This is a genomic window from Clostridioides sp. LIBA-6822, assembly GCF_056688955.1.
Window position 1 is genome coordinate 1,050,308 of sequence record NZ_CP196995.1, and the last position, 25,653, is coordinate 1,075,960.

Here is a 25,653-nt window from a genome sequence, read left to right on the forward strand (position 1 = left end):
TCTAGTGTTTGAAGGTAGTCGGAAATCCCCCGCTACCTTCTTTTTTTTATGTTTAAAATCTATTTTTGAATTATTTCATTTACATATAATAATTTTTACTATAAAGTCTGATATAATTAAAAAGAAAATAAATTTTATTTATAGGAGATGTAAAAATGGCTATAGTGGATAAGATTTTCAATGAGATAAAACTTATGGTCGCAAGACTTTTATTGGGAAAAAAATACAGTGAATATGAAGAAAAAGATTTAGTGTATAATACAGAAGAAGAAGTTATACTTATAACATTGAAACGACTAGTTTTTCAAGGAAAAGTGAATGAAGCAGAAGAGATTTTATTCGATAAGGCTAACACTGTGAATACTGAAAATATGCAGTATATAGCAATAGAATTTTATACTATGCTTATGGAAAAAACTGATGAAGAATTAGAGGCTATGAATTTCTCTAAACAAGAAGTTTATCAAGGAATAGAAGATATTAGAAAAGTATTGAACTTAGAATAAAAGATATATGAGAATATTGAAATAAATTAATGATAAGGTGAGAATATTATATTTAGATATGTAGAATATAATATTCTTATTTTATTAGTTATATAGGTATATCTAAATTACAATAAAACTATCTTGAAAAAAATTAATCTTAATTGTATAATATTACTTTGAGTGAAAAAGTATTAACATTTTTTTATAAGATGTTTTACTAAAAAAATATATATAAATATACTGTTATCAATAAGAAATTTAATTTAGTGAGGTGTTAAGATGAAAGTAGGATTTGACCACAAAAAATATTTAGAAGAGCAGTCTAAATATATCTTAGAAAGAGTAAACAATTTTGACAAGCTTTATTTAGAGTTTGGAGGAAAATTGATGGGAGACCTTCATGCAAAAAGAGTGCTTCCAGGATTTGATGAAAATGCAAAAATAAAAGTGCTACAACATATGAAAGAAAAAGTTGAAGTTGTAATCTGTGTATATGCAGGAGATATAGAAAGAAATAAAATAAGAGGAGACTTTGGTATCACTTATGATATGGAAGTTTTAAGATTAATAGATGATTTAAGAGGTTACGAGTTAGATGTAAACAGTGTAGTAATTACTAGATTTGAAGGACAACCTGCTACAACTGTATTTATAAATAAATTGGAACGTAGAGGAATTAAAGTCTATAAGCATTATCCAACAAAGGGATATCCGTCAGATGTTGAGACTATAGTTAGTGATGAAGGGTATGGGGCAAATGAGTATATAGAAACTACAAAACCAATAGTTGTAGTAACAGCGCCAGGTCCTAATAGTGGAAAACTTGGTACTTGTTTAAGCCAGTTATATCATGAAAACAAAAGAGGAAATGTAGTTGGATATTCTAAGTTTGAGACATTCCCAGTTTGGAATGTACCTGTGAAGCATCCTTTAAATATAGCTTATGAAGCAGCTACGGTTGATTTAAAAGATGTAAATATGATAGACTCATTCCATCTTGAAACTTATGGTGAAATGTCAGTAAACTACAATAGAGACTTAGAATTATTCCCAGTGCTTAAGAAAATAATAGAAAAGATAACTGGAAAAGAATCAATTTTCCAATCTCCGACTGATATGGGTGTCAATAGAGTTGGATTTGGAATAATAGATGATGAAGTAATAAGAAGAGCATCTATAGAAGAAATAATAAGAAGATACTTTAAAACTGCTTGTGAATATAAAAAAGGACAAGTTGATAAGGGTGCCTATGATAGAATGAAAATGATTATGGAAGAACTTAACTTAAAGCCAGAAGATAGAAAAGTTGTCTTACCTGCTAGAAATTACAGTAATAAATTAAAAGAAAATGCTGATAAAAATGATACTTGCCCTGTAGTAGCATTAGAGTTAGAGGATGGAACAATATTAACTGGTAAGGGTTCTGACTTAATGAATGGAACAGCAGCTGCAATATTAAATGCAATTAAACACTTAGCTAATATATCTGATGATATGCACTTAATATCACCTGTAATATTAGAACCTATTATAAATTTAAAAACAAAAACTTTAGCTAGTAGAAATGTGTCACTTAGTTGCCAAGAGGTTTTAACTGCACTTAGCATTTGTGCTGTAACTAATCCAACTGCACAATTTGCTATGGAAAAATTGGCACTATTAAAAGGGTGTCAAGCTCATTCTACTACTATACTAAATAGAGATGATGAACAAACATTTAGAAAACTTGGTATAGATGTAACTTGTGACCCAGAGTATCCTTCACAAAATCTTTACTATAGCTAAAATTATATAAAAAAATATGGGCTGTTTTAAAGTAATAGTTTGAGCAGTCCATTACAATTATAATAAAATCAGTAGGCTGTCTTATATAAGGCAGTCTTTTGTTTTTAAAACATCCCATTTAAATTAATATATATACTGTTATCCATAAGGAATTTTAAATTTAGTTCCTTGGAATACCTATTGTAAAGCTTTTATATAGTTTTTGCAAGTGTTTTTAAGGATTTTTTATAAATTATATTAAATTGGTTGATTATAGGATGCTTTATATATGGAAAATGTCAATCTATAAAGAGAATTATAAAAAAAAGAGCATAAAGAAACATAAGTTTGGTATAATTAAAAAGTAATCTAAATAAAATTAATATGTTTATATTTTAAAAGGTGATAAGGATGGAACTTCATAGAAAAATAATTCATATAGATATGGATGCTTTTTATGCATCTATAGAACAAAGAGATAATAAAAAATTAAAAGGAAGACCTGTTATTGTTGGTGGAAATCCACAAAGTAGAGGTGTAGTTGCAACCTGTTCTTATGAAGCTAGAAAATTTGGCGTACATTCAGCTATGCCATCAGCTGTAGCTTATAATAGATGTCCTTATGCAGTTTTTATAAGGCCTAGATTTGAAGTGTATAAAAATGTATCAAATCAAATAAGAGACATATTTTATAGATATACTGATTTGGTAGAGCCGTTGTCTTTAGATGAAGCTTACTTAGATGTAACAAAAAATAAAAAAAATATTGATTCATCAATTGAGTTAGCAAAGCAAATAAAAAGAGATATACTTAGAGAAGTTGGTCTTACTTCTTCAGCTGGTGTTTCGTACAATAAGTTTCTTGCTAAAATTGCATCAGATTTAAAAAAGCCAAATGGGTTGACTGTAATAAATGAAAAAAATGCTCAAGAATTTTTAGATAAATTACCTGTAAATAAATTTTTTGGTGTTGGAAAAGTCACTTCAAATACTCTTAAAAATTTAGGTATAAAAACAGGATACGATTTAAGGTGCTTAAATTTATTTGAACTTGAAAATATATTCAAGAAAAAAGGTTATGAATTGTATAAATTTGCAAGAGGAATAGATGATAGGCCTGTAGAGCCAAATAGAGTTAGAAAATCTGTTGGAGCTGAGACTACATTAAGTCATAATTTGGATATTGATGAAGAAGAAACACGCAATATCCTTGATGAACTTTGTGAAGAGGTATGTCATAGATTAAAAAACTCTGAAAAATTTGGAAAGACACTTACATTAAAAATTAAATATGAGGATTTCACACAGATAACTAGAAGCCTTAGCGTAGAACATTATATTGATGAATATAATGATATAAGAAGTTGTGTAGATAATTTATTAAGAAATGTTGAGATGAATAGAAAACAAATTCGGTTATTGGGAGTTACAATTTCAAACTTAAGTGATAAAAAAGAAACTTATAAAGATATTACATTATTTGAGTATATGGATAGTATTCAACCATAATTTTTTATTTAAATAAATTAATAGGCTATCTCAAAATAGAGATAAGCCTCTTTTTTATTGTTAAATGATGAAAATACATTTGATTTCATACAAAAAAGAGTACATCATGAACTGAAACATTCATTTTAAGACCCTCTTATGTTATTTTATGAATATTTTTATTCTTTTTTTGTTTTTTAGATTATATAATACATAAATACGTTGCATCTGTAGCAATATTCAGACATATATTGACCTAAAAGTTGTACTTAGTTTACATAAAGCGAATAATATGATATAATTAAAAAAACAACTTATAGTATTGGTGAAGGTTGCTTGTCGATAGAGGGGATGATAAATTATGATAGAAATAAGAAATGTGACCAAGAAGATAGGAAATAATGTTATATTAGATGATATTTCTCTAACTGTAGAAACAGGTACACTGGTAGTTTTGATTGGTTCAAGTGGTTGTGGGAAGACTACAACTTTGAAGCTTATAAACAAATTAATAAAACCTACATCTGGTGAAATATATATTAATGGCAAACCAATTTCTCAGGAAAATGAAATAGAGCTTAGAAGAAAAATAGGATATGTTATACAGAACACAGGCCTATTTCCTCACCTTACAATAAAAGAAAATATAGAGTTAATTCCACGCCTAAAAAAGGAAAAGTCCGTTGAAGAAATTGAGAAAAGAACATTGCAACTACTTGAGATGGTAGGTCTTAATAGTGATGATTTTTTAAATAAGTATCCTTCAGAACTTAGTGGTGGTCAACAACAAAGAATTGGTGTTGCAAGGGCCATTGCGACTGATGCTGAAATAATATTAATGGATGAGCCTTTTAGTGCGTTAGATCCAATAACAAGGACATCTTTACAAGAGCAATTATTTTCTCTTCAAGATGAATTGAAAAAAACTATAATATTTGTAACTCATGATATGGATGAGGCTTTAAAGATAGCTGATAAAATTTGTATTATGAAGGATGGAAGAGTAGCACAATATGATACTCCAGAAAATATACTTAGAAAACCTGCAAATGATTTTGTAAAAGATTTTATTGGAGAAGATAGAGTTTGGGATAATCCAGAATATATAAAAGCAAGAGATATTATGATAAAAAATCCTATTGCTGTTACTTCAACGAGAACTGTAACTCAAGGGATAGAAATTATGAGAACAAGTAAGGTTGACAGTTTACTAATTATAGACAGAGCTAAAACATTAAAAGGCATTGTTACTGTAAAGGATATGAAAGACATTAATGATAAATCAATATTGCTTGCTGATATTATGTCAAGAGAGCCTTTACACGTAAATGAAGGCGATAATTTAGTTGAGATACTGAATGTAATGAATCATAATTCGGTTGGATATATTCCGGTTATTTCTGATGAAAATAAACTTGTGGGGCTAATTACTAGAAGTAGTTTACTTTCTGTTTTAAGTGAACAATTCCTAGAAATGGAGGTGAGTGTCCTTGGATAATTTTTTAAACTTTATACTATTACAAAAAGATAAGATTATAGAGCTTTTAATACAACATATGAGTTTAACAGTTACATCTATTTTGATAGCTATAATAGTTGGGGTTCCTCTTGGAATCATTATTTCAAGAGTCTCATCTCTTAGAAAAATAATACTTGGATTTGTAAACTTAGTCCAAGCAGTTCCATCTATGGCACTTTTGGGTCTTCTTGTACCCATACTTGGGATAGGAAGTAGACCAGCCATATTTATGGTAGTAGTTTACTCATTACTGCCAATTGTAAAAAATACGTATATAGGTATAACCAGTATTGACCCAGTAGTATTAGAATCGGCTAAAGGGATTGGTCTTACAAGAAATCAGACCTTATTTAAAATACAATTTCCTTTAGCGCTTCCTATAATAATGGGTGGGGTTAGAATCTCTGCAGTTACAGCTGTTGGTTTGATGACTCTTGCGGCGTTTATAGGTGCAGGTGGTTTAGGATATTTAGTATTTTCAGGTGTTCAAACTGTAAACAATAATATGATTTTGGCAGGGGCAATTCCATCATGTATAATTGCACTACTAGTTGATTATTTATTTAGTAAAATTGAAGTTGCAGTTACTCCAAAAGGATTAAATCCAAAAGCACCAAAGAAAAATTATATAGCACTTAAAGTAATATCTGTTGTAGTTGTAGTTTCAATGTTGTTTGTTGTTTTTAGTTCAAGTTTTTCAGGTAAGAAAGATACAATAACTATTGGTTCTAAAGATTATACAGAACAACTTATACTTGGTAATGTTTTTGCTGAATTAATAGAGAAAAATACAAATCTTAATGTCAAGAAAAATTTAAATCTAGGTGGTTCGTCTGTTGCATTTAATGCAATTAAGTCTGGAGAGCTAGATATGTATGTAGATTATACAGGTACACTTTTGGTAAATGTAATGAAACATACTCCAATTAAAGATGCTGATGAAGCATATAAGGTTGTAAAAGATACTATGGAAAAAGAAAATCAGTTAACTTTACTTGACCCTCTTGGGTTCAATAATACTTACACATTAGCCATGATGCCTGAGACTGCTGATAAGTATGGAATAAACACTATATCTGATTTAACTAAATATAGTAAAGACCTTACTTTCTCACCAACTCTAGAGTTTGAAAATAGAGAAGATGGTCTTATAGGTATTGCTAGAGATTATGGCTTAAAATTCAAAGATGTAAAAGCAATGAATGGAAGTTTAAGATATACAGCTTTAGATAATAATGAATCTCAAGTTATAGATGCATTCTTAACTGATGGTCTTATTAAAAAGTTTAATCTTAAAATATTAGAAGATGATAAAAACTTCTTTGTACCATATTATGCAGCTCCATTAGTAAGAGAAGATACTTTAAAGAAATATCCTGATTTAGAAAAAGTAATGAATATGCTTTCAGGTAAAATAAATGAAGAAACTATGAGAGAACTTAACTATCAAGTTGATGAACTTGGTAAATCACCAGAAGATGTTGCTCATTCATTCTTAGTTAAAGAAGGGTTAGTATAAAAAATTAATAGTTTATATCAAAACTTTAAGTTATAGATAATATTTTATATATTATCTATAACTTATTTTTATTTGTATCAAAATTATAACAGTACTTTTTATTTATAATTAAGTTTCAAATTGAGTGAACAAGTACAACCAATTTTGAATATAAATATAGTAAATGTGCTTATATACAATTTTATTGTCTAGTTAATTAATATTGATACATAGTCTTTTTTCGATTAAATCGGAGGGAGGAGGTAGATTATTATGGATAATTATAAGAAAGTGAAGCAAGTATTATGGATAATTTTATTTGCTAATTTTGCAGTAGCGTTATTAAAAATCATTATTGGTAATCAAATCAAAAGTTATAGTATGACAGCTGATGGATTCCATTCTCTGTCAGATGGAGCATCAAATATAGTAGGTATCATAGGCATTTTCTTTGCATCTAAGCCAAAAGATAAAAATCATCCTTATGGACATAAAAAATTCGAAATTATAACTAGCTTATTTATTAGTGGTATGTTATTTGTTATAGCGATTAAGATAATTCTTAGTGCAGTATCAAGAATATCCAATCCAATTACACCTTCTATAACTATAGAAAGTCTAATTGCTCTAATCATTACACTTTTTATAAATATTTTTGTCTGTATATATGAATATAGGATTGGAACTAAATTAAATAGTTATGTTTTGATTTCAGATTCATTGCATACAAGAAGTGATATTTTTGTATCTTTAGGAGTATTGATTACTTTAGTTGGTGTAAAATTAGGTTTTCCAGTAATAATAGAATCTATAGTTCCTATTATTATTTCTGCATTTATAATTTACTCAGCTTATGGGATATTTAGACCATCTATTGGAATCTTAGTAGATAGAGTAGCTGTAGATGAGGATTATATAAGAGAAATTGTGTTTGAATTTAATGAAGTAAGAGATGTTCACAATATCAGAAGTAGGGGAAGTAAAAGTTCTATATATATTGATATGCATGTAATGGTTGACCCATTTATAAGTATAGAGCAATCTCATGCTTTAACACATAAAATCGAGAAACAAATACAAGAAGAGATTAATGAAAATGCTCAAGTAATAGTTCATATTGAACCTTTTTATAGCTTTTAATTTGATTAGAAAAGGTCAATTGTAAAAAATTATAATTTATAAAAAAAATATTATACCATAAATAATTTATAAAAAATATTTATGGTATAATATTTTTTATAAAGAAATTAAGTCTTAATATATCTAAGGAGGAATTTATAATGAGATACGTTGAATATGGCAAGACGGGGAAAATGGTTTCAGTAGTTGGTTATGGAGGATTAAGGTTTGATTTAGAGAAAAGCAACCAAGAAAATGCTGATTTAGTTAAATACGCATATGAAAAAGGTATTAATTATTTCGATACAGCACCAGGATATTGTGATGACAGAAGTGAAGATATATTTGGACTAGCTTTTAGACAAATGATAGATGAAGGTAAGACCGATTTTTATGTATCAACTAAAGAAAAACCGAAAGTATGCGATACATCAGAAAAAGCCATAACAGCAGTAAAAAAGTCAATAGAACGATTAGGCGTATCTAAAATAAATTTTTATCATGTTTGGAATATTAGAAAGATGGAGCATTATGAACTAGCTATGAAACCTGGGGGTCAATATGAAGGATTATTAAAATGTAAAGAAGAAGGATTGATAGACCATATAGTATTCTCATCACATCAACCAGGTGATGAAGTTATAGATATCCTCGATGAAAATAAGTTTGAAGGTGTAACTATGGGAATCAATATATTAAACTTTCCATATAGACTAAAAGGTGCTAAGTATGCTGTTGATAATGGATATGGTGTTGTAGCTATGAATCCATTAAGTGGTGGAACTATTCCAAAATACAATAAAGAGCTTTCTTTTCTAGCAAAAGATAGGGAAAGTACTATAGAAGCAGCTTTAAGATTTAATATAGGAATTCCACAAATAAACGTATCTTTGATAGGGTTTAATAAAAAGCAAGATATAGATGATGCATGTAAAATTGCGGATGAAAATAGAATTTATTCAGATGAAGATATACATGACATTGAAACAAGATTAAATCAAAATATGAATGAAATATGTACAGGATGTGGGTATTGTAAGGTATGTCCAAAAGGTATTAATACTCCAGCTTATATGCTTTTTTATAATGAAAAGCAGATGTTTAAAAAGAGTGATGAAGAGATGACAAAATTAGTTTATGGATTAGGGCATTGGAATTATACAATGAATAGTGATGCAAAAGCTGAAGAGTGTATATCTTGTGGAAAATGTGAAGTTGAATGTACTCAGCATTTACCTATAATTGATAGATTAAAAGAGATTAAAAAGTGGGAAGAAAATGGAGTTAATGATGTTACAGTATAATTAATTTATATCATACTTGAAATTTATTGTTTAGTAATATTTTAAAATATAATTTTAATATTTAAGGAGACAAGATATAATTTTGTCTCCTTAAATTATGTTTTTGTATTTTATAAAAATAAATACTATATATATAGTATCTATTTAAACATAGCATTAATAAAGTGAATATTGTGGTTGTAAATAAAGAGTTATTCAATTACAATAAAACAAGTAAGGATATTATAAAGGGGAATTATTAAAATTAAAGGAATAAATTGTAGGTAGCAGCAAATCCTATATGATGAATGGATGGTGATATATATTGATGAGTAAAATATTAAAATACAAAAATGAGATGTTGTTGTTTATATTAGTTGTAATAACTTATCTAATAATAACTAAGATATTTTTTTCCAAGACTACTATATTTTATGACTTGAACAATACTTATGATGTATTGTTAGATACAGATACAGGTGTTTTATTCAATTTAAATGTATTTGCTATAAATCAAGATAATAGTAAACACATATTATTTTCAGCAATTATATCAATTTTTGCATATCCAATATACTTATTTTGTACTTCAATAGCAAATCCAGGGACAGCCGATTTTAATAGTGCTTATGGATTTGGATTAATTTGTCTACAAATAATAACTAGTGCTATGTCTATAACTTTAGTTTTTAATCATATTAAAAAGATAAAAATGCAGAGGTTAACTTTAATTTTACTTACTATGATAATGATATTTTCTTTCCCACAACTATTTATGACTTTAAATGTAGAGAGGTTTATATATAGTCAATTTTCATTAATATTTTTCATAGTTATTGCAAATAAGATGAAAGGAAAGTATTCTTATTTGGTGGAATTCGCTGCTATTCCTCTATTTGGAATAACTATTAGTAATATATATTTGTATTTTTTTAATATGATATTTGAATTTAAATTAAAAATAGGAAAAATGTTAAAACATTTAGCTACATTTATCTTAATGGCATACATTTGTGTAATTTCAACGAAATCTTATGAGAGTTTCATGAATCTTGGAAATGTAATACAGTATGATACTAAATTTATAAGTGGAGAACCAATTCTAGAAAAAATTGCAATGATTATAGAGAGACTACTATACTCAGTTTTTTATTTTCCTGGAGCAGCGTTAAAAAAAGGTCTATTTTTGCAAAATGGTGAAGTTTCAACAATACCAGTTATTCTTACATTATTAGCATTTTGTTTTTGTGTTTTATCAGTTATTGAAAACTCAGACAAAAGAGTACCTAAACTATGTATGGGAATAGTTATATTTAACTTAACTTTACATGGAATAATAGGATACAATCTAGTTAATTCAAGTATTATGGCTATAAATTTTAGTTTTGCAGTTATAGTTTTATTGGCTTACTTTACTAAAGCACTTAGAAAAAATGAAAAAAATATGTATAATATATTTCTATCATTGTTATTGGTTACTATAATAATCAGTAATGTAAATGGATTTATAGAAATTTTAAATATAGGAATAAAGTCATATCCTGTTTAAAAAATAATGTTGAAAGGGTAGTAAGTTTATGAAACAGACAAATACAAATATAAAGCTTCTTACTAAAATTTCAGATTATATAAAACTAATGAGAATAAAGCAATATATAAAGAATTTTTTTGTATTTTCTGCTATAATTTTTTCGAATAATATGCTAAATACAAATTTATTGTTAAAAACATTTATTGCATTTGTATGTTTTTGCCTTATGTCATCATCAGTATATGCATTAAATGATGCCATAGATATGGACAAGGATAAAAAACATCCCAAAAAACGCAATAGACCAGTTGCAAGTGGAAGAATAAGTAAAAGAAATGCTAATATACTATTTGTAATATTGGCTTTGTGTTCAATTTGTTTATCAACAGTTGTTAATTTTAATTTATCTATAATCCTTGTTCTTTATTTGATAAACAATATATTATATTCTCTTAAGTTAAAGAATATAATACTATTAGATGTGTTTTCCATATCTCTTGGATTTATACTTAGGGTCTATGCAGGGTGTGTAGCCATAAATGTCAACTTATCAAATTGGATAATATTATGTACCTTTTTCTTATCTTTATACTTAGCTTTTGGAAAGCGTAAAAAAGAAATAGTGACTTTAAGAGATGATGCAATTGAACATAGAAAGATATTAGAAGATTATGATATAGAAAATCTAAATCAAATGATGGTAGTAATGTTAAGTTCTACAATTGTATGTTATGCATTGTACTCTACAAGTAATCCAGAAAAGCCACATATGATATTTACAACCATATTTGTAGTTTATGGTGTACTTAGATATAATTATATAATTAATACTACAAATGAAGGGAATCCCACCGATATTGTATTAAAAGACAGTGCTTTAAAAATAAACGTAATATTATGGATAATTGCATGTTTTATAATATTAATTTTTTAGTGATAGGATGGGGAAATACTTATGAAAAAAAGTGTACTATTACTCGATATAGATTATACTGTTATAAATACTGATAGCATGTTAGATTTTTTTATTTATTCTTTAAAAAATAAAACATTTAAAACTATTATAAAGTTGCCATACATTATTTTTACTCTAGCTATGTATTTAATTAGAATAGTACCTTTGAAAAGAGCAAAAGAGGCAATCTTTCATCCAATAGTAGATTTTAGTGAAGAAGATTTAAAAATTTTTTTTGATGACTGTATAATGAAAAAAATTAACGAGTCTATGAAAAAAGTTATTTACAAAAACAAAGAAGAGCATAATGTTATAATTATGATAACAGCATCTCCATATGCATATATGAAATACTTTAAACATTATGGTTTTGCAGACGAGGTCATAGGCACTGAGTTATTTTACAAAAATTCAAGATATAAAAATCAATTCATTGGAGAAAACTGTAAGGGAATTGAAAAGATACAAAGAATAAAGACTGTGTTAGATAAGCTTGGGATAGAGATTGATTATGAAAATTCATATGCATATTCGGACTCTAAGAGTGATTTACCGATGCTTTCATTAGCTAAAAACGCATTTTTGGTTAGTAAAAAGAATGGTGAAGTTATAGAACAAATAAATTCATAACTTAATATCACTTAGAATAGGAGGGAATAGTTTGGGATATTTACACATATTAATTTTGTCTATGGTTCCTGTAACAGAATTAAGAGGAGCAATTCCTATAGGTATTGCAATGGGCTTAAATCCTATGTGGGTTTATGTATTTAGTGTAATTGGTTCTACCTTGGTATCAATTCCCTTGATATTAACATTTAGGCACATATTGCAATTTTTAAGAGGGAAAAAGCTATTTAAAGGGATTGCAGATACAATTGATAGGAAAATAAATTCAAGGATGAAAAAATTAAAAAGTGTTTCAATAATAGGTATAATACTATTTGTAGGGATACCACTTCCAACTACAGGAACATGGACGGCATCTGCTATAGCTTCTATATTAAAAATGAGAATAAAAGATGCTTTTATAGGAGTATTTCTTGGCAATTTGCTATCAGGAGTTATAGTTTCAGCTCTTTCTCTACATATAATATAAAACTATCCAAACAATATATTTGGATAGTTTTTTTGTGAGTAGATACAAAACTATTTTTAAAAATAGCCACAAAAACTGATGGAGTATTTAAATTCATTTAGCTCTAAAATGTTTACTATGGATAAAGAAATATAGTATAGTATTACTTGTGAGGAAAGTACTACAAATTTTCTTACAAGTAAAATAAAATTTTTATATGGAATAAGATTTCAATTACAATAAATTTTAATTAACAGAATAAGGAGGTTTTAAAGTGGAAAATTCAAACACTAATTTAGGCAATGAAAGTGTAGGAAAATTGTTATTTAAACTTGCTACACCCGCTATTATCGCACAAATTGTAAATGTTTTATACAACATAGTGGACAGGATTTTTATTGGTAGAATGGAAAGTGGAGAAGTTGCTATGGCAGGTGTTGGTGTAGCATTTCCAATAATAATTATAATAACTTCATGTAGTTATTTAATTGGTATGGGAGGAGGCCCATTAGCAGCCATAAAAATGGGTGAACAAGATAATGATGGTGCAGAGAAAATAATGAGTAATAGTTTTTCTGTACTAGTGATTTTAGCAATACTTTTAACTATAGGTTTTCAGATTGGAAAAGAGCCTCTGCTTTGGATGTTTGGGGCAAGTGAATCTACTATTGGATATTCAATGGATTATTTAAAAATTTATTTAATAGGTACAGTATTTGTTCAAATCTCATTGGGAATGAACACTTTTATAAATACCCAAGGATTTGCTACAACTGGTATGATTACAGTTGCTATAGGTGCTTTGATAAACATAATACTTGACCCAATTTTTATATTTGGTCTTAATATGGGTGTAAAGGGAGCTGCATTAGCTACTATAATTGCACAAGGTGTTTCTGCTATTTGGGTATTGGTGTTTTTATTTGGAAAGAAAAGTATACTTAAGATAAAAAAGAAGTATATGATACCTAAAGCAAGTATTATATTACCAGTCTTGGGGTTAGGAATATCTCCATTTATAATGCAATCTACAGAAAGTCTAGTACTTATAGCATTAAATAGTAAATTGCAGATGTATGGAGGAGATTTAGCGGTAGGCTCAATGGCTATAATGAGTAGTATAATGCAAATTCTTATGCTTCCTAATATGGGATTTACACAAGGAGCACAACCGATAATAAGTTACAATTATGGTTCAGGACAACTTGATAGAGTCAAAAAGACATTTAAATTATGTCTATTGTCATGTTTTACATATTCTACTATTTTGTGGATTCTACTTATGATGTTCCCTGCATTTTTTGTTGGTATATTTAATAATAATCCGCAGTTACTTAGCATGACTAGTTGGAGTATAAAAATATATTTTGCAGGTTCTTTTATGTTTGGAATTCAACTAGCTTGTCAACAAACATTTTTAGCACTTGGAAAAGCAAAGATATCTTTGATTTTAGCTCTTCTTAGAAAAGTTGTACTTTTAATACCTTTAATATTTATACTTCCAGCATTTTTTAATGAAAAACTTTTTGCAGTGCTTTTAGCAGAGCCAGTTGCAGATATAACAGCAGCTACTGTAACAGCAATCTGTTTCTTTGTATTTTATAAAAGTTCTCTATCAAAATCTAAAACAACAGAAGAATAGGATATATATAATAAAATTTCCATGAAAATATTTTAGTAGATAAAAATTAGAATTTGTATTTTAATTTAATAAGATATTTTCTATAATGTATAAAGATATAAAGTCGAATTAATTTTAAAAATTACAGTAAGAAAAATGTAAGTATTTGCAATATTAATGGTATAATATTTACAGATATGATAATTAATAAGAGGAAAGGATGTTTATATAATGGAAAATGATTTAACAATGCAAGAATTACTTGACCAGCAAGAACAAGTATTCAGCAAAGTGAAAGTTGGAGAATTAATAACTGGAAAAATAACTGCAGTTAGAAATGATGAAGTACAATTAGGATTAGACTATGGGTTTGATGGAATAATACCTATAAGTGAATTAAACATAGAAAAAAATCAATATATAGAAGATTTATACCATATAGGTGATGAAATAACTGCTGTAATAACAAAAGTATCTCAAAAAGATGGGACAATAACTTTATCTAAATTACAACTTGATAAAAGAAATGATTTTGCTGAATTACAAAAAGCTTATGATGAACATAGAATAATAACTGTAAATGTTGAAAAAAATATAGAAAAAGGTGTGTTTGCTAATTACAATACATATACATTTTTTATACCAATTTCTCAACTTGATACAAAATTCATTACAGACACATCTAAATTTGTTGGACTTAACTTAGAAGTTTATATAAAAGACTTTGATATTAGGAAAAACAGACTTGTAGCATCTCATAGAGACGTATTACAAGAACGTATAAATAAAGAGAAAGAAGAAAGAAGAGCCCAAATTAAAGCAGAAAAAGAAGCTGAAAGAGCTAGAATCAAACAAGAAAGAGAAGAAGAAAAGGCTCGTATTAAAGTTGCAAAAGAAGAATTATTTAATTCACTTGAAGTTGGACAAAAAAGAGATGGTAAAGTAACAAAAATAATGCCTTATGGTGCATTTGTGGATATTGGTGGAATTGAAGGATTAGCACATATAAACAATTTAGCTTGGACAAGAGTTGAAAGTGTTGAAGAAGTTGTTTCAGAAGGTCAAGAAGTAGAAGTTTATGTGCTAGATGTAAATAAAGATACTAAAAAAATTGCATTAGCATTAAAAGACATAAATAATGACCCATGGGATTTAATAGCAAAAGAAGTAAAAATTGATGATGTTGTTAATGCTAAAGTTCTTAGAATAATAGAAAAGGGAGCTTTTGTTCAGATTAAAGAAGGTGTAGATGCTTATTTACCAATATCTGAATTGAGTGATACTAGAGTGGCTAAAGTTACTAATGTTGTTAATATTGGAGATGAAGTTAAAGTTAAAATTCTTGACTTTAAACCAAAGACTAAAAGAATGTTAGTTTCAATAAAAGAGGCAACTAGAGAGCCAGAAGAAGATATAACAGAATACTTAGAAGTGGAAGAATCTTTAGGAAGTATTGGAGAATTATTTAAAGATAAATTTAAAGATTTAGAAGTGTAAAATAATTGAAAATGGGGCTGTTTTAAAACATTACTCTGTCTATTATGACAGCTTTAGTTTTGAAATAGCCCTTTAGCTATCTACAAAAACTTATATAAGATGTTAGGAGGAAGTTTAATGAAAAAGTCTATTATAGATGTACATTGTCACACCTTAATAAGTGGACATGCACACAGTACTTTTAAAGAAAATGTTGAAGAAGCAATTCAGAAAAATATAAAATATCTGGGAATATCAGACCATGGACCTAATATGCCAGGAGGTCCACATCCATTTTATTTTTATAATTTACATCTACTTCCACGAAAAGTACAAAATGTAAGAGTTCTTAGAGGAATAGAAGGAAATATAATGGATTATGATGGAAATTTAGATGTTCAGGAAGATATGTTACAACACTTGGACTATGTAATTGCAAGTCTGCATAGACCTTGTATAATTTCAGGAACAAAAGAAGAAAATACAAATGCTATTTTGAATGTAATGGATAAACCTAAAGTAAAAATAATTGGTCATCCAGATGATAGTAGATATCCTTTAGATTATGAATCTATAGTAAAGAAAGCTAAAGAAAAAAACATTCTTTTAGAAATAAATAATTCATCATTAAGTTCAAATTCTCATAGAACTGGAACTTGGGAAAATGCAAGTCACATGTTAATGCTATGTAAAACATATGGTGTAAGAGTAATTCTTGGTACGGATTCTCATATATGTTATTCTATAGGAGAATTTGAAAATGCAGAGAAAGTTTTAAAATCAGTAGATTTTCCAGATGAATTAGTCATAAATTATCATGAAGATGAAATTATAGAGTTTTTTGATATTAATTTTTAGAATCGTAGGAGTGAAAAATTTTGAGTAAAAACAAGTTTATCTATATGAATTATTATGACAATGGTTATTTTAAAAAAGGAATGGCTATATATATGGTCTTGGCACTTGTAATTTTAGCTACGATTTTTATATATTCAACGACAATCTTATACCTTTTATGTATAATAACAGCAGTTTTTCTTTTTAAACAAGGTCGTGATTTTTCAAATAAATATGAGGGAGAGGTATATCTTACTCTCGATAATCATTCAATATCAATAAATAATCAATATATATTCAGTATAAAATCTAAAAAAAATCAAAAGTTTAACTATAAAATAATAGAAAAAATAGAAGTGGCAAAAAAAATATTAAATATATATACTGATGATTCTAGTTACAAAATTAGATTGAGTGCATTGAGTGTAGAAGATGAAAAAAAATTATTGAATATCATAGAGGAAAAGATGAAAAAGTTTAAGGGATAATACTATACTATTTTCAATAGTTAGCATGGTTTATAAAATTACTTATCAAAAATAAAAAATAAAAAAACATAGATAATTATTTTTTTGTGTTGACAATACTTTTTAATGTGTATATAATAACTATTAAATCAAAATATTTAGAAAATTTAAATGATTAAAAAAGCGATGAATAGAAGTAGTAAGAACAATGAAACTTTCAGAGAGCTAAAGTGTGGTGTGATTTAGCAGTTGATAGTTCTGAACTTGTCTAGGAGCTGTTTCCAGGATTTAAGTCTTAGGATAATCGGAGTAATTCCACGTTATAGGAAATATAGTCATTACAAGTATTGATTTTGGCTATTACTAAGAGAGCTTTTTATAAAGCTAAATAGAGTGGTACCGCGAGCAAAACCTCGTCTCTAATTTTATTAGAGATGAGGTTATTTTTATTCTAATGATAAAATTAACATTTATTCTTATGAATTAAATAGGGTAAGATTGCGTCGATATAAGGTATACTGGATACAAAAAACAAAAAAGGGGGAAATAGCATGCAATATGGTAAGTATAAAAAATATGGTAAAATGCAAATAGAAAATCGTAAATGGCCAGATAATGAGATATTTAAAGCTCCAATTTGGTGTAGTGTTGATTTAAGGGATGGAAATCAATCACTACCAACACCTATGAGTGTAAATGAAAAAGTCAGAATGTTCAAAATGCTTTTGGATACGGGATTTAAGGAAATAGAAGTGGGATTTCCATCAGCATCAAATACAGAATATACATTTTTAAGAAAACTAATAGATGAGGATATGATTCCAGATGATGTAACGATACAAGTTCTTACACAATCTAGAGCCCATCTTATAGAAAAAACATTTGAATCAATAAGAGGATGTAAGAAAGCAATTATACATTTATATAATTCTACATCGGTTCTTCAAAGAGATGTGGTCTTTAATATGAGTAAACAAGAAATAATAGATATAGCAGTTGAAGGGGCAAAATTGTTTAATGAAGAAGTAAAAAAATACCCAGAGACAGAATTCACTTTTGAATATTCACCAGAAAGTTTTACAGGAACAGAAATGGATTATGCACTTGAAATATGTGAGGCAGTGATAGATGTTTGGAAGCCAACTCCACAAAAGAAGGTGATAATAAACCTTCCATCAACAGTGGAAATGGCAACACCAAATGTGTATGCAGACCAAATAGAGTGGTTTTGTGAAAATGTAAGTTGTAGAGATTCTATTATACTAAGTTTGCACACTCACAATGATAGAGGAACTTGTACAGCAGCAAGTGAACTTGGATTATTGGCTGGAGCAGATAGACTTGAAGGTACTTTGTTTGGAAATGGTGAAAGAACGGGAAACATGGATATAGTAAATGTTGGACTTAATCTTTATACACAAGGGATAGACCCAGATTTAGATTTCAGTAATATTGATAAGATAAGAGAAATATATGAGGGATGTACAAAACTTATAGTGCATGATAGACATCCATATGCAGGTAATCTTGTACATTGTGCTTTTTCAGGTTCACATCAAGATGCTATTAGAAAAGGCATGATAGCAATGAAAAACAGAGATAATGATTACTGGGAAGTTCCATACTTGCCAATAGACCCTCATGATATAGGAAGAGAATACAAAGAGATTATTAGAATAAACAGCCAATCTGGTAAAGGAGGAGCTGTTTATATAATGGAAACAGATTATGGATTTATGATACCTAAGAATATGCATTCTGATTTTGGAAATGTAGTAAAAATGGAATCTGATAGAATAGGGGAAGAACTTAGTAGTGAAGCAATATTTAACTTATTTAAGAAAGAATATATTGATGTTGAAAGCCCTTATAAAGTTAAAAAATATAAAATAAAATCAATGGATGAACTAAACTATGAAAATGATGACTCTAATGATACCAACATGATTGAGATGACTGCAAGAATAACTTACATGGGAAATGAACAAAGGATTGTTGGTGTAGGAAATGGACCTGTAGATTCATTTAACAATGCATTAAAAGAATGTGGTATGAAAGATTACAAATTCAGATACTATTGGGAACATGCACTAGAAGAAGGTTCACATTCAAGAGGTGTAGCTTATGTAGGGATAGAACACAACGATAAAGTCTATTTTGGTGTAAGTATATCGGAAAATATAAATACGGCAGCTATTAATGCACTTATGAATGCAATAAATAAAAGTTATATTGAGGAGGAAGTAAAAGATGGGGATGACTATGACACAGAAAATCTTAGCCAAACATGCTAATTTAAATGAGGTTAAGAAAGGGCAGTTAATTGAAGCAGATTTAGATATAGTTTTAGGAAATGATATAACATCGCCAGTAGCTATTAGAGAATTTGAAAAATTAGGCATTAAAGATGTTTATGATAAGACTAAAGTAGTGATGGTTTTAGACCACTTTGCACCTAACAAAGATATAAAGAGCGCAGAACAATGCAAGTTTACAAGAAGTTTTGCGAAATCAAAAGGGGTTATAAATTTCTTTGATGTGGGAGAGATGGGAATAGAACATGTTCTTCTTCCTGAAAAAGGGATAGTAACAGCTGGAGATGTAATTATAGGTGCAGATTCTCATACTTGCACATATGGAGCATTAGGAGCATTTTCTACTGGTGTAGGTTCGACTGATATGGGAGCAGGCATGGCTACAGGAAAATGTTGGTTTAAGGTACCTGGAGCAATAAAATTTATTTTAAAGAATAAACCAAATAAATGGATAAGTGGTAAAGATGTAATACTTCATATAATAGGTAAGATAGGCGTTGATGGTGCACTTTATAAGTCAATGGAGTTTTGTGGAGATGGAGTAAAGTATTTATCTATGGATGATAGATTTACTATTTGTAATATGGCAATAGAGGCAGGAGCTAAAAATGGAATTTTTTCAGTAGATGATAAAACTATGGAATATATAAATTCACATAAGTGTACAACAATAACAAAAGATGTAAATGTATACGAAGCAGATAAAGATGCAGTTTATGATGAAGTATATGAAATTGATTTAGCTGAACTAAGAGAGACAGTAGCTTTTCCTCATCTTCCTGAAAACACTAAAACAGTAGATGAGATTGATACGGATATAAAGATAGACCAAGTTGTAATAGGCTCTTGTACAAATGGAAGAATATCAGACCTTGAAGTAGCATCTGAAATCATGAAAGGTAAAAAAGTTGCAGATGGAGTTAGAGTTATGATATTTCCTGGAACTCAACAAGTATATCTTGAAGCTATAGAAAGGGGTTATATCACTACTTTTATAGAGGCAGGAGCAGCAGTTTCTACTCCAACTTGTGGACCTTGTTTAGGAGGTCATATGGGGATACTTGCGTCAGGAGAAAAATCAATTTCAACAACAAATAGGAACTTTGTAGGAAGAATGGGTCATGTTGATTCAGAAGTATATCTTGCAAGTCCAGCCGTAGCAGCAGCATCAGCTATAACTGGTAAAATATCAAAACCATCAGATATAATTTAAAGGAGGTAAAGTTTATGATTGCTAATGGAAGTGTTTTTAAATTCGGTGATAATATAGATACAGATGTAATAATACCAGCTAGATATTTAAATATAGCTGACTATAAGGAATTAGCTATGCATTGTATGGAGGATATTGATGATAAATTTGTTTCTAAGGTAAAAAAAGGAGACATTATAGTTGCCACTAAAAACTTTGGTTGTGGTTCATCAAGAGAGCATGCTCCAATTGTAATAAAAGAAAGTGGAGTGTCATGTGTAATTGCTTCTACTTTTGCTAGAATATTTTTTAGAAACTCTATAAATATAGGGCTTCCTATACTTGAATGTGAAGAGGCTGCTAATAATATAGAAGAAGGAGATAATGTAGAAGTAGATTTTTCTACAGGTGTGATAAAAAATATAACAAAAGGAAAAGAGTATAAGGCTGAACCATTTCCTGAGTTTATGCAAAATATTATACTAAAAGAAGGCTTAATCAATTCGATAAAAGCAAACAGGGGGTAGTGGGGTATGAATTATAATATAGCAGTCATAAAAGGTGATGGTGTTGGACCAGAAATAATAGATGAAGGTATAAAGGTTCTAAATAAAATTTGTTGTAAATTTAACCATAGATTCGATTGTGAATATGTATTAGCTGGGGGATGCGCAATTGATGAAACTGGAGAAGCTTTACCAAATAAAAGTGTTGAAGTTTGTCGAAAAAGCGAAGCGGTATTACTTGGTGCTGTTGGCGGTCCAAAGTGGGATAAATGTAAGGGTGATATAAGACCAGAAGCAGGTCTTTTAAAGTTAAGAGAGTCATTGGGCTTATTTGCAAACTTAAGACCAGCAACAATGTATGAAAGTATAAAAGAAGCTTCACCACTTAGAGCAGATATAGTTGAGAAAGGCATTGATTTTATTGTTGTAAGAGAGTTAACAGGGGGCATTTATTTTGGAGAACGTGGAAGAAAAATTATTGATGGCATTGAAAATGCTTATGATGTAGAGACATATAACGAAAATGAAATAAGAAGAATTGGTAAGAGAGCTTTTGAAATAGCTAGAAATAGAAAAAGAAAACTTATAAGTGTAGATAAGGCAAATGTACTTGAGAGTTCAATACTTTGGAGAAGTATAATGGAAGAACTAGCTAAAGAGTTTGAGGATGTCGAGTTATCCCATATGTATGTTGATAATGCTGCTATGCAAGTTGTAAGAGAACCTAGTCAGTTTGATGTAATAGTAACTAATAATATATTTGGAGATATAATATCTGATGAAGCATCCATGATTACAGGTTCTATAGGTATGTTACCATCAGCATCACTTAGAGAAGATAGTTTTGGTATGTATGAACCAATACATGGAAGTGCACCTGATATAGCGGGAAAAGATATTGTGAATCCAATTGCAACTATTCTATCTGTAAGCATGATGCTAAGACACAGTTTTAACTTAGAAGAAGAAGCTAAGTGTATTGAAGATGCTGTGCAAAATGTACTTAATAAAGGATATAGAACTAGTGATATCTATAATGGCATGGGAACTGTTGTAGGAACGAAAAAAATGGGCGAATTAATAGTAAATGAAATATAGAATTATAATTTAATTTGTATAATATAAGTTGAATGTATAATTTGGAAAATTAGTAAAAAATCTATTATAATATAGTTTATCTTTAGAACACAATATAGTTTTAAGTAATTTTAATTACATAAAACTATATTGTGTTTTTTTAGAAAGTAATATATAAAATTAAAGTTCTAATATTTAAAATAGTCTATTTTTATTATTAGAAGTTTGCAGGGATTTAATTAATATTATATAATGTATTTTAGAATTATTTAACATTAAGCCACTATTAATGTAGGTTAGGAGATGGAATTTTTGGCAAAGTATAAGGTTTTAAAAAAGCAAAATAGTAGCAAATCTTGTTTAGTTTGTGGGACACAAAATGAACTAGGACTTAAAGCAGATTTTTATGAACTTGAGAATGGAGAACTTGTATCAATTTGCAATACAAAAGATTGGCATCAAAGTTATCCAGGAAGAGTACATGGAGGTATGTCTGCTGCAATATTAGATGAGACTATTGGAAGAGCTGTAAGTATAAATGATGACCAAATTTGGGGTGTAACAGTGTCTTTAGAATTAAAATATAAAAAACCAGTACCAACAGATGCTACTATAAAAGTTGTTGGAAGAATAACTAAAGAGAATAGAAAATTGTTTGAAGGTACAGGAGAAATAATTCTACCAAATGGAGATATAGCAGTAACAGCAACAGGAAAGTATATGAAAATGCCTATTGGTCAAATTTCAGAAAGTGACTTCTCTAATGAAGAATGGTTTTTTGAAGAATCAAAAGAAAATGTAGAATATATTGAAATTTAATTAAAAAAAGTTTATATCTAAAAAAGATAAAATTAAAAAATTATATAAAAAATATAAGATAAAAATAAATTAGCTATACTAAAAAGATTTCTCTTAATAGCGTTAAATTTACATATCAAAAAAATTAATTTATATAGCTAAAAAGTCTATTTTTTTTGAGAGTATATTTCAGAATATTCAGACTTGTGATAATGTACGAAATGAATGATTTCATAAAATATATAATATAAATTATATATAAAAAATAAATTTTATGTTGACATAGTTAATTCAGCTTGATATTATAGTTATTAAAAATAAGGACAGTAAAAACGCTATCCATATTACAAACTAAAAAAGGGGGGAATTATAATGAGTAAGAAATTATTTATTCCTGGTCCTATTGATGTTAAAGAAGAAGTCTTGCAAAAGATGGCTACACCAATGATAGGACATAGAGGAAAAGATGCATCTGTACTCCAAAAGAGTATAAGTGAAAAAATGCAAAAACTATTCTATACAAACAACACGATACTTTTATCCACGTCATCCGGAACTGGTTTAATGGAAGGCTCCATTCGTTCCTGTACATCCAAAAAGGCAGCAGTATTTTCCTGTGGATCCTTTGGTGATAGATGGTACAAAATGGCAGTGGCTAATAATGTCCCAGCGGATATATTTAAAGTTGAATTAGGAGAGGCAACAACACCAGAAATGGTTGATAAGGTGCTTTCTACCGGAGAATACGATTTAATAACTGTAACTCACAATGAAACTTCAACTGGAATAAGAAATCCAATAGAAGAAATTGGAGAAGTTGTTAAAAAGTATAAAGATGTGGTCTACTGTGTAGACACTGTAAGTTCAGCCGGTGGAATAAAAGTCGAGGTTGATAAGATTGGAATAGATATTTGTATAACATCAGTACAAAAAGCACTGGGATTACCACCAGGAATGTCTATTTGCACATTTTCTCAAAAAGCAATCGATAGAGCTAAGCAAGTACCTTTTAGAGGAGTATATCTTGATTTGTTAGCAATGTATGAATACTTAATCAAGAAAAACTACCAATACCCTTCAACACCATCTCTTTCTCACATGTTCGCTTTAGATTTCCAATTAGATAATATATTAGATGAAGGCTTAGATAACAGGTTTAACAGACATGAAGACATGGCAAACTTAGTTAGAAACTGGGCTAAAAAACACTTCCAAATTTTTACCAATGAAAATCACTTATCCAATACACTTACTGTTATAGAAAATACTCAAGGTATTAGTGTATCAAATTTAAATTCAAAATTACAAGAACGAGGATTCCAGATAGCAAATGGCTATGGCGATTTAAAAGAAAAAACTTTTAGAATTTCACATATGGGTGACTATACTGTCGAAGATGTACAAGAATTATTAGATAATATTGATGATATATTAGGTTTTAATAAATAATATTATAAAATTATGTATATTTTAAGATAAATTTAGAATATATTTTATAAAAATTACATATTAAATTTTTAACAAAGAATAAGAAAATTTGATATGACTTTAATAAAAAATATTTTGAAAATTATATAAACAGAAAGTTAAACTAAATAAAGTGTTTTATGGATAAAAATACTTTAAAAAATAAAAATTGGGAAAATTAAGTGAATAAAAATTGGAGGAGTTTGTTATGTATAATATATTAATTACTGATGGAATAGAGAAAGAAGCAGCGAGAAAATTGAGAGAGTTAAATTTTAATGTTATAGAGCAGTTTTATGAAAAAGATGTTTTAGGAGATAAACTTAAAGATGTTGATGTACTTGTAGTACGTTCAGCTACTAAAGTTACTAAAGAGGTAATAGATAAAGCATTAGAGGGAAAAAAATTGAAGTTAATAGTAAGAGGTGGAGTAGGATTAGATAACATAGATGTTAAATATGCACAGGCTAATGGCATAAAAGTTATGAATACTCCAAATGCAAGTAGTATATCTGTTGCAGAACTTACAATAGGTCAATTGTTTGTACTTGCAAGATTCATAAATACTGCAAATGTAACTATGAGAGATGGAAAATGGGAGAAGAAAAAATATAAAGGTACAGAAATTAATGGAAAAACACTTGGACTTATTGGTTTTGGAAGAATTGCAAAAGAAGTTGCAAAGAGAGCCGAACTATTAGGTATGGATGTTATATATACTGACATAATGGGTGAAGCACAAGGCTTTAACAAATATAGATTCTGTGATATGGAAGAAGTTTTAGAAAAGGCAGATTTCTTATCTTTACACATACCATTTGATAAGAATAAGGGGGCAGTAATTACTGAAAAAGAAATAAACAAGATGAAAGATGGTGCTTATTTACTAAACTGTGCAAGAGGTGGTTTAGTAGATGAGAAAGATTTACTAAAAGCATTAGATGAAGGTAAATTATCAGCAGCAGCTATAGATGTTTATGAACAAGAACCTACATTAAATCTAGACTTAGTGAATCATCCAAGAGTTTCTCCTACACCTCATATTGGTGCATCTACAGTAGAAGCTCAAGAAAGAATAGGAGAAGAAATAGTAAATGTGATTCAAGATTTCTTTCTTGACTTCAACAATATAATAGAGGTAGCATTATAAAATATTTATATAATTAGGGGGAAA

22 protein-coding genes and 1 other annotated feature are annotated in these 25,653 nt (G+C 28.5%); all 22 genes read left to right on the top strand.

Annotation, left to right across the window (positions count from 1 at the left end; genetic code table 11):
* Nucleotides 1–155 precede the first annotated feature (155 nt).
* Nucleotides 156–506 (top strand): DUF6483 family protein, encoded by a 351-nt coding sequence (locus tag ACTG48_RS05170; protein WP_021383697.1) that lies wholly within the window; start codon nt 156–158, stop codon nt 504–506.
* A gap of 261 nt (nt 507–767) precedes the next feature.
* Nucleotides 768–2,273 carry a DUF1846 domain-containing protein gene (locus ACTG48_RS05175; RefSeq protein ID WP_021383690.1) on the top strand — a complete coding sequence of 502 codons (1,506 nt, stop codon included), beginning with the start codon at nt 768–770 and terminating at the stop codon, nt 2,271–2,273.
* 390 nt (nt 2,274–2,663) lie between these two features.
* Entirely contained in the window at nt 2,664–3,761 is a 1,098-nt protein-coding gene (gene dinB, locus ACTG48_RS05180; protein WP_021383701.1) for a DNA polymerase IV, read from the top strand.
* A gap of 340 nt (nt 3,762–4,101) precedes the next feature.
* Nucleotides 4,102–5,238 carry an ABC transporter ATP-binding protein gene (locus tag ACTG48_RS05185; protein ID WP_479918302.1) on the top strand — a complete coding sequence of 379 codons (1,137 nt, stop codon included), beginning with the start codon at nt 4,102–4,104 and terminating at the stop codon, nt 5,236–5,238.
* Nucleotides 5,231–6,778, top strand: coding sequence for an ABC transporter permease/substrate-binding protein (locus ACTG48_RS05190; RefSeq protein ID WP_479918303.1), 1,548 nt, complete (start codon nt 5,231–5,233; stop codon nt 6,776–6,778). Before ACTG48_RS05185 ends, ACTG48_RS05190 begins: the two co-directional genes overlap by 8 nt.
* A 252-nt stretch (nt 6,779–7,030) precedes the next feature.
* Nucleotides 7,031–7,897, top strand: coding sequence for a cation diffusion facilitator family transporter (locus tag ACTG48_RS05195; protein WP_021383688.1), 867 nt, complete (start codon nt 7,031–7,033; stop codon nt 7,895–7,897).
* A gap of 140 nt (nt 7,898–8,037) precedes the next feature.
* Nucleotides 8,038–9,180 (top strand): aldo/keto reductase, encoded by a 1,143-nt coding sequence (locus ACTG48_RS05200; protein WP_021383748.1) that lies wholly within the window; start codon nt 8,038–8,040, stop codon nt 9,178–9,180.
* 307 nt (nt 9,181–9,487) lie between these two features.
* Nucleotides 9,488–10,708, top strand: a complete 1,221-nt coding sequence (locus ACTG48_RS05205; protein ID WP_234781101.1) for a DUF6080 domain-containing protein — start codon at nt 9,488–9,490, stop codon at nt 10,706–10,708.
* A gap of 28 nt (nt 10,709–10,736) precedes the next feature.
* Nucleotides 10,737–11,624 carry a decaprenyl-phosphate phosphoribosyltransferase gene (locus ACTG48_RS05210; protein ID WP_479918304.1) on the top strand — a complete coding sequence of 296 codons (888 nt, stop codon included), beginning with the start codon at nt 10,737–10,739 and terminating at the stop codon, nt 11,622–11,624.
* A gap of 21 nt (nt 11,625–11,645) precedes the next feature.
* Nucleotides 11,646–12,275: an HAD family hydrolase gene (locus ACTG48_RS05215; protein ID WP_021383778.1), complete on the top strand. Its 630-nt coding sequence runs from the start codon at nt 11,646–11,648 to the stop codon at nt 12,273–12,275.
* A gap of 31 nt (nt 12,276–12,306) precedes the next feature.
* Complete coding sequence (locus ACTG48_RS05220) at nt 12,307–12,744, top strand: COG2426 family protein (RefSeq protein WP_021383745.1); 438 nt, start codon at nt 12,307–12,309, stop codon at nt 12,742–12,744.
* Between the two features lie 253 nt (nt 12,745–12,997).
* Entirely contained in the window at nt 12,998–14,365 is a 1,368-nt protein-coding gene (locus tag ACTG48_RS05225) for an MATE family efflux transporter (RefSeq protein WP_021383746.1), read from the top strand.
* A gap of 210 nt (nt 14,366–14,575) precedes the next feature.
* The gene (locus tag ACTG48_RS05230; RefSeq protein ID WP_021383773.1) at nt 14,576–15,841 is read left to right on the top strand and encodes a 30S ribosomal protein S1; all 1,266 of its coding nucleotides are present in this window, start codon (nt 14,576–14,578) and stop codon (nt 15,839–15,841) included.
* 117 nt (nt 15,842–15,958) lie between these two features.
* The gene (locus ACTG48_RS05235) at nt 15,959–16,678 is read left to right on the top strand and encodes a phosphatase (RefSeq protein ID WP_021383759.1); all 720 of its coding nucleotides are present in this window, start codon (nt 15,959–15,961) and stop codon (nt 16,676–16,678) included.
* A gap of 20 nt (nt 16,679–16,698) precedes the next feature.
* Entirely contained in the window at nt 16,699–17,145 is a 447-nt protein-coding gene (locus ACTG48_RS05240; protein WP_479918305.1) for a hypothetical protein, read from the top strand.
* 156 nt (nt 17,146–17,301) lie between these two features.
* Nucleotides 17,302–17,548, top strand: a binding site (T-box leader).
* Nucleotides 17,549–17,675: 127 nt separating this feature from the next.
* Nucleotides 17,676–19,418, top strand: a complete 1,743-nt coding sequence (gene leuA, locus ACTG48_RS05245) for a 2-isopropylmalate synthase (RefSeq protein ID WP_479918306.1) — start codon at nt 17,676–17,678, stop codon at nt 19,416–19,418.
* A complete protein-coding gene (gene leuC / locus ACTG48_RS05250) occupies nt 19,375–20,652 on the top strand; it encodes a 3-isopropylmalate dehydratase large subunit (RefSeq protein ID WP_479918307.1) in 1,278 nt (425 codons plus the stop codon). Before leuA ends, leuC begins: the two co-directional genes overlap by 44 nt.
* 14 nt (nt 20,653–20,666) lie before the next feature.
* Nucleotides 20,667–21,158, top strand: a complete 492-nt coding sequence (gene leuD / locus ACTG48_RS05255; RefSeq protein WP_021383791.1) for a 3-isopropylmalate dehydratase small subunit — start codon at nt 20,667–20,669, stop codon at nt 21,156–21,158.
* A gap of 6 nt (nt 21,159–21,164) precedes the next feature.
* A complete protein-coding gene (leuB, locus tag ACTG48_RS05260; RefSeq protein WP_479918308.1) occupies nt 21,165–22,235 on the top strand; it encodes a 3-isopropylmalate dehydrogenase in 1,071 nt (356 codons plus the stop codon).
* A 282-nt stretch (nt 22,236–22,517) separates the two neighbouring features.
* Complete coding sequence (locus ACTG48_RS05265; protein ID WP_479918309.1) at nt 22,518–23,033, top strand: PaaI family thioesterase; 516 nt, start codon at nt 22,518–22,520, stop codon at nt 23,031–23,033.
* 351 nt (nt 23,034–23,384) lie between these two features.
* Complete coding sequence (locus tag ACTG48_RS05270) at nt 23,385–24,461, top strand: pyridoxal-phosphate-dependent aminotransferase family protein (RefSeq protein WP_021383755.1); 1,077 nt, start codon at nt 23,385–23,387, stop codon at nt 24,459–24,461.
* A gap of 226 nt (nt 24,462–24,687) precedes the next feature.
* Nucleotides 24,688–25,629: a D-2-hydroxyacid dehydrogenase gene (locus tag ACTG48_RS05275; RefSeq protein ID WP_479918310.1), complete on the top strand. Its 942-nt coding sequence runs from the start codon at nt 24,688–24,690 to the stop codon at nt 25,627–25,629.
* The last annotated feature ends 24 nt before the right edge of the window (nt 25,630–25,653 follow it).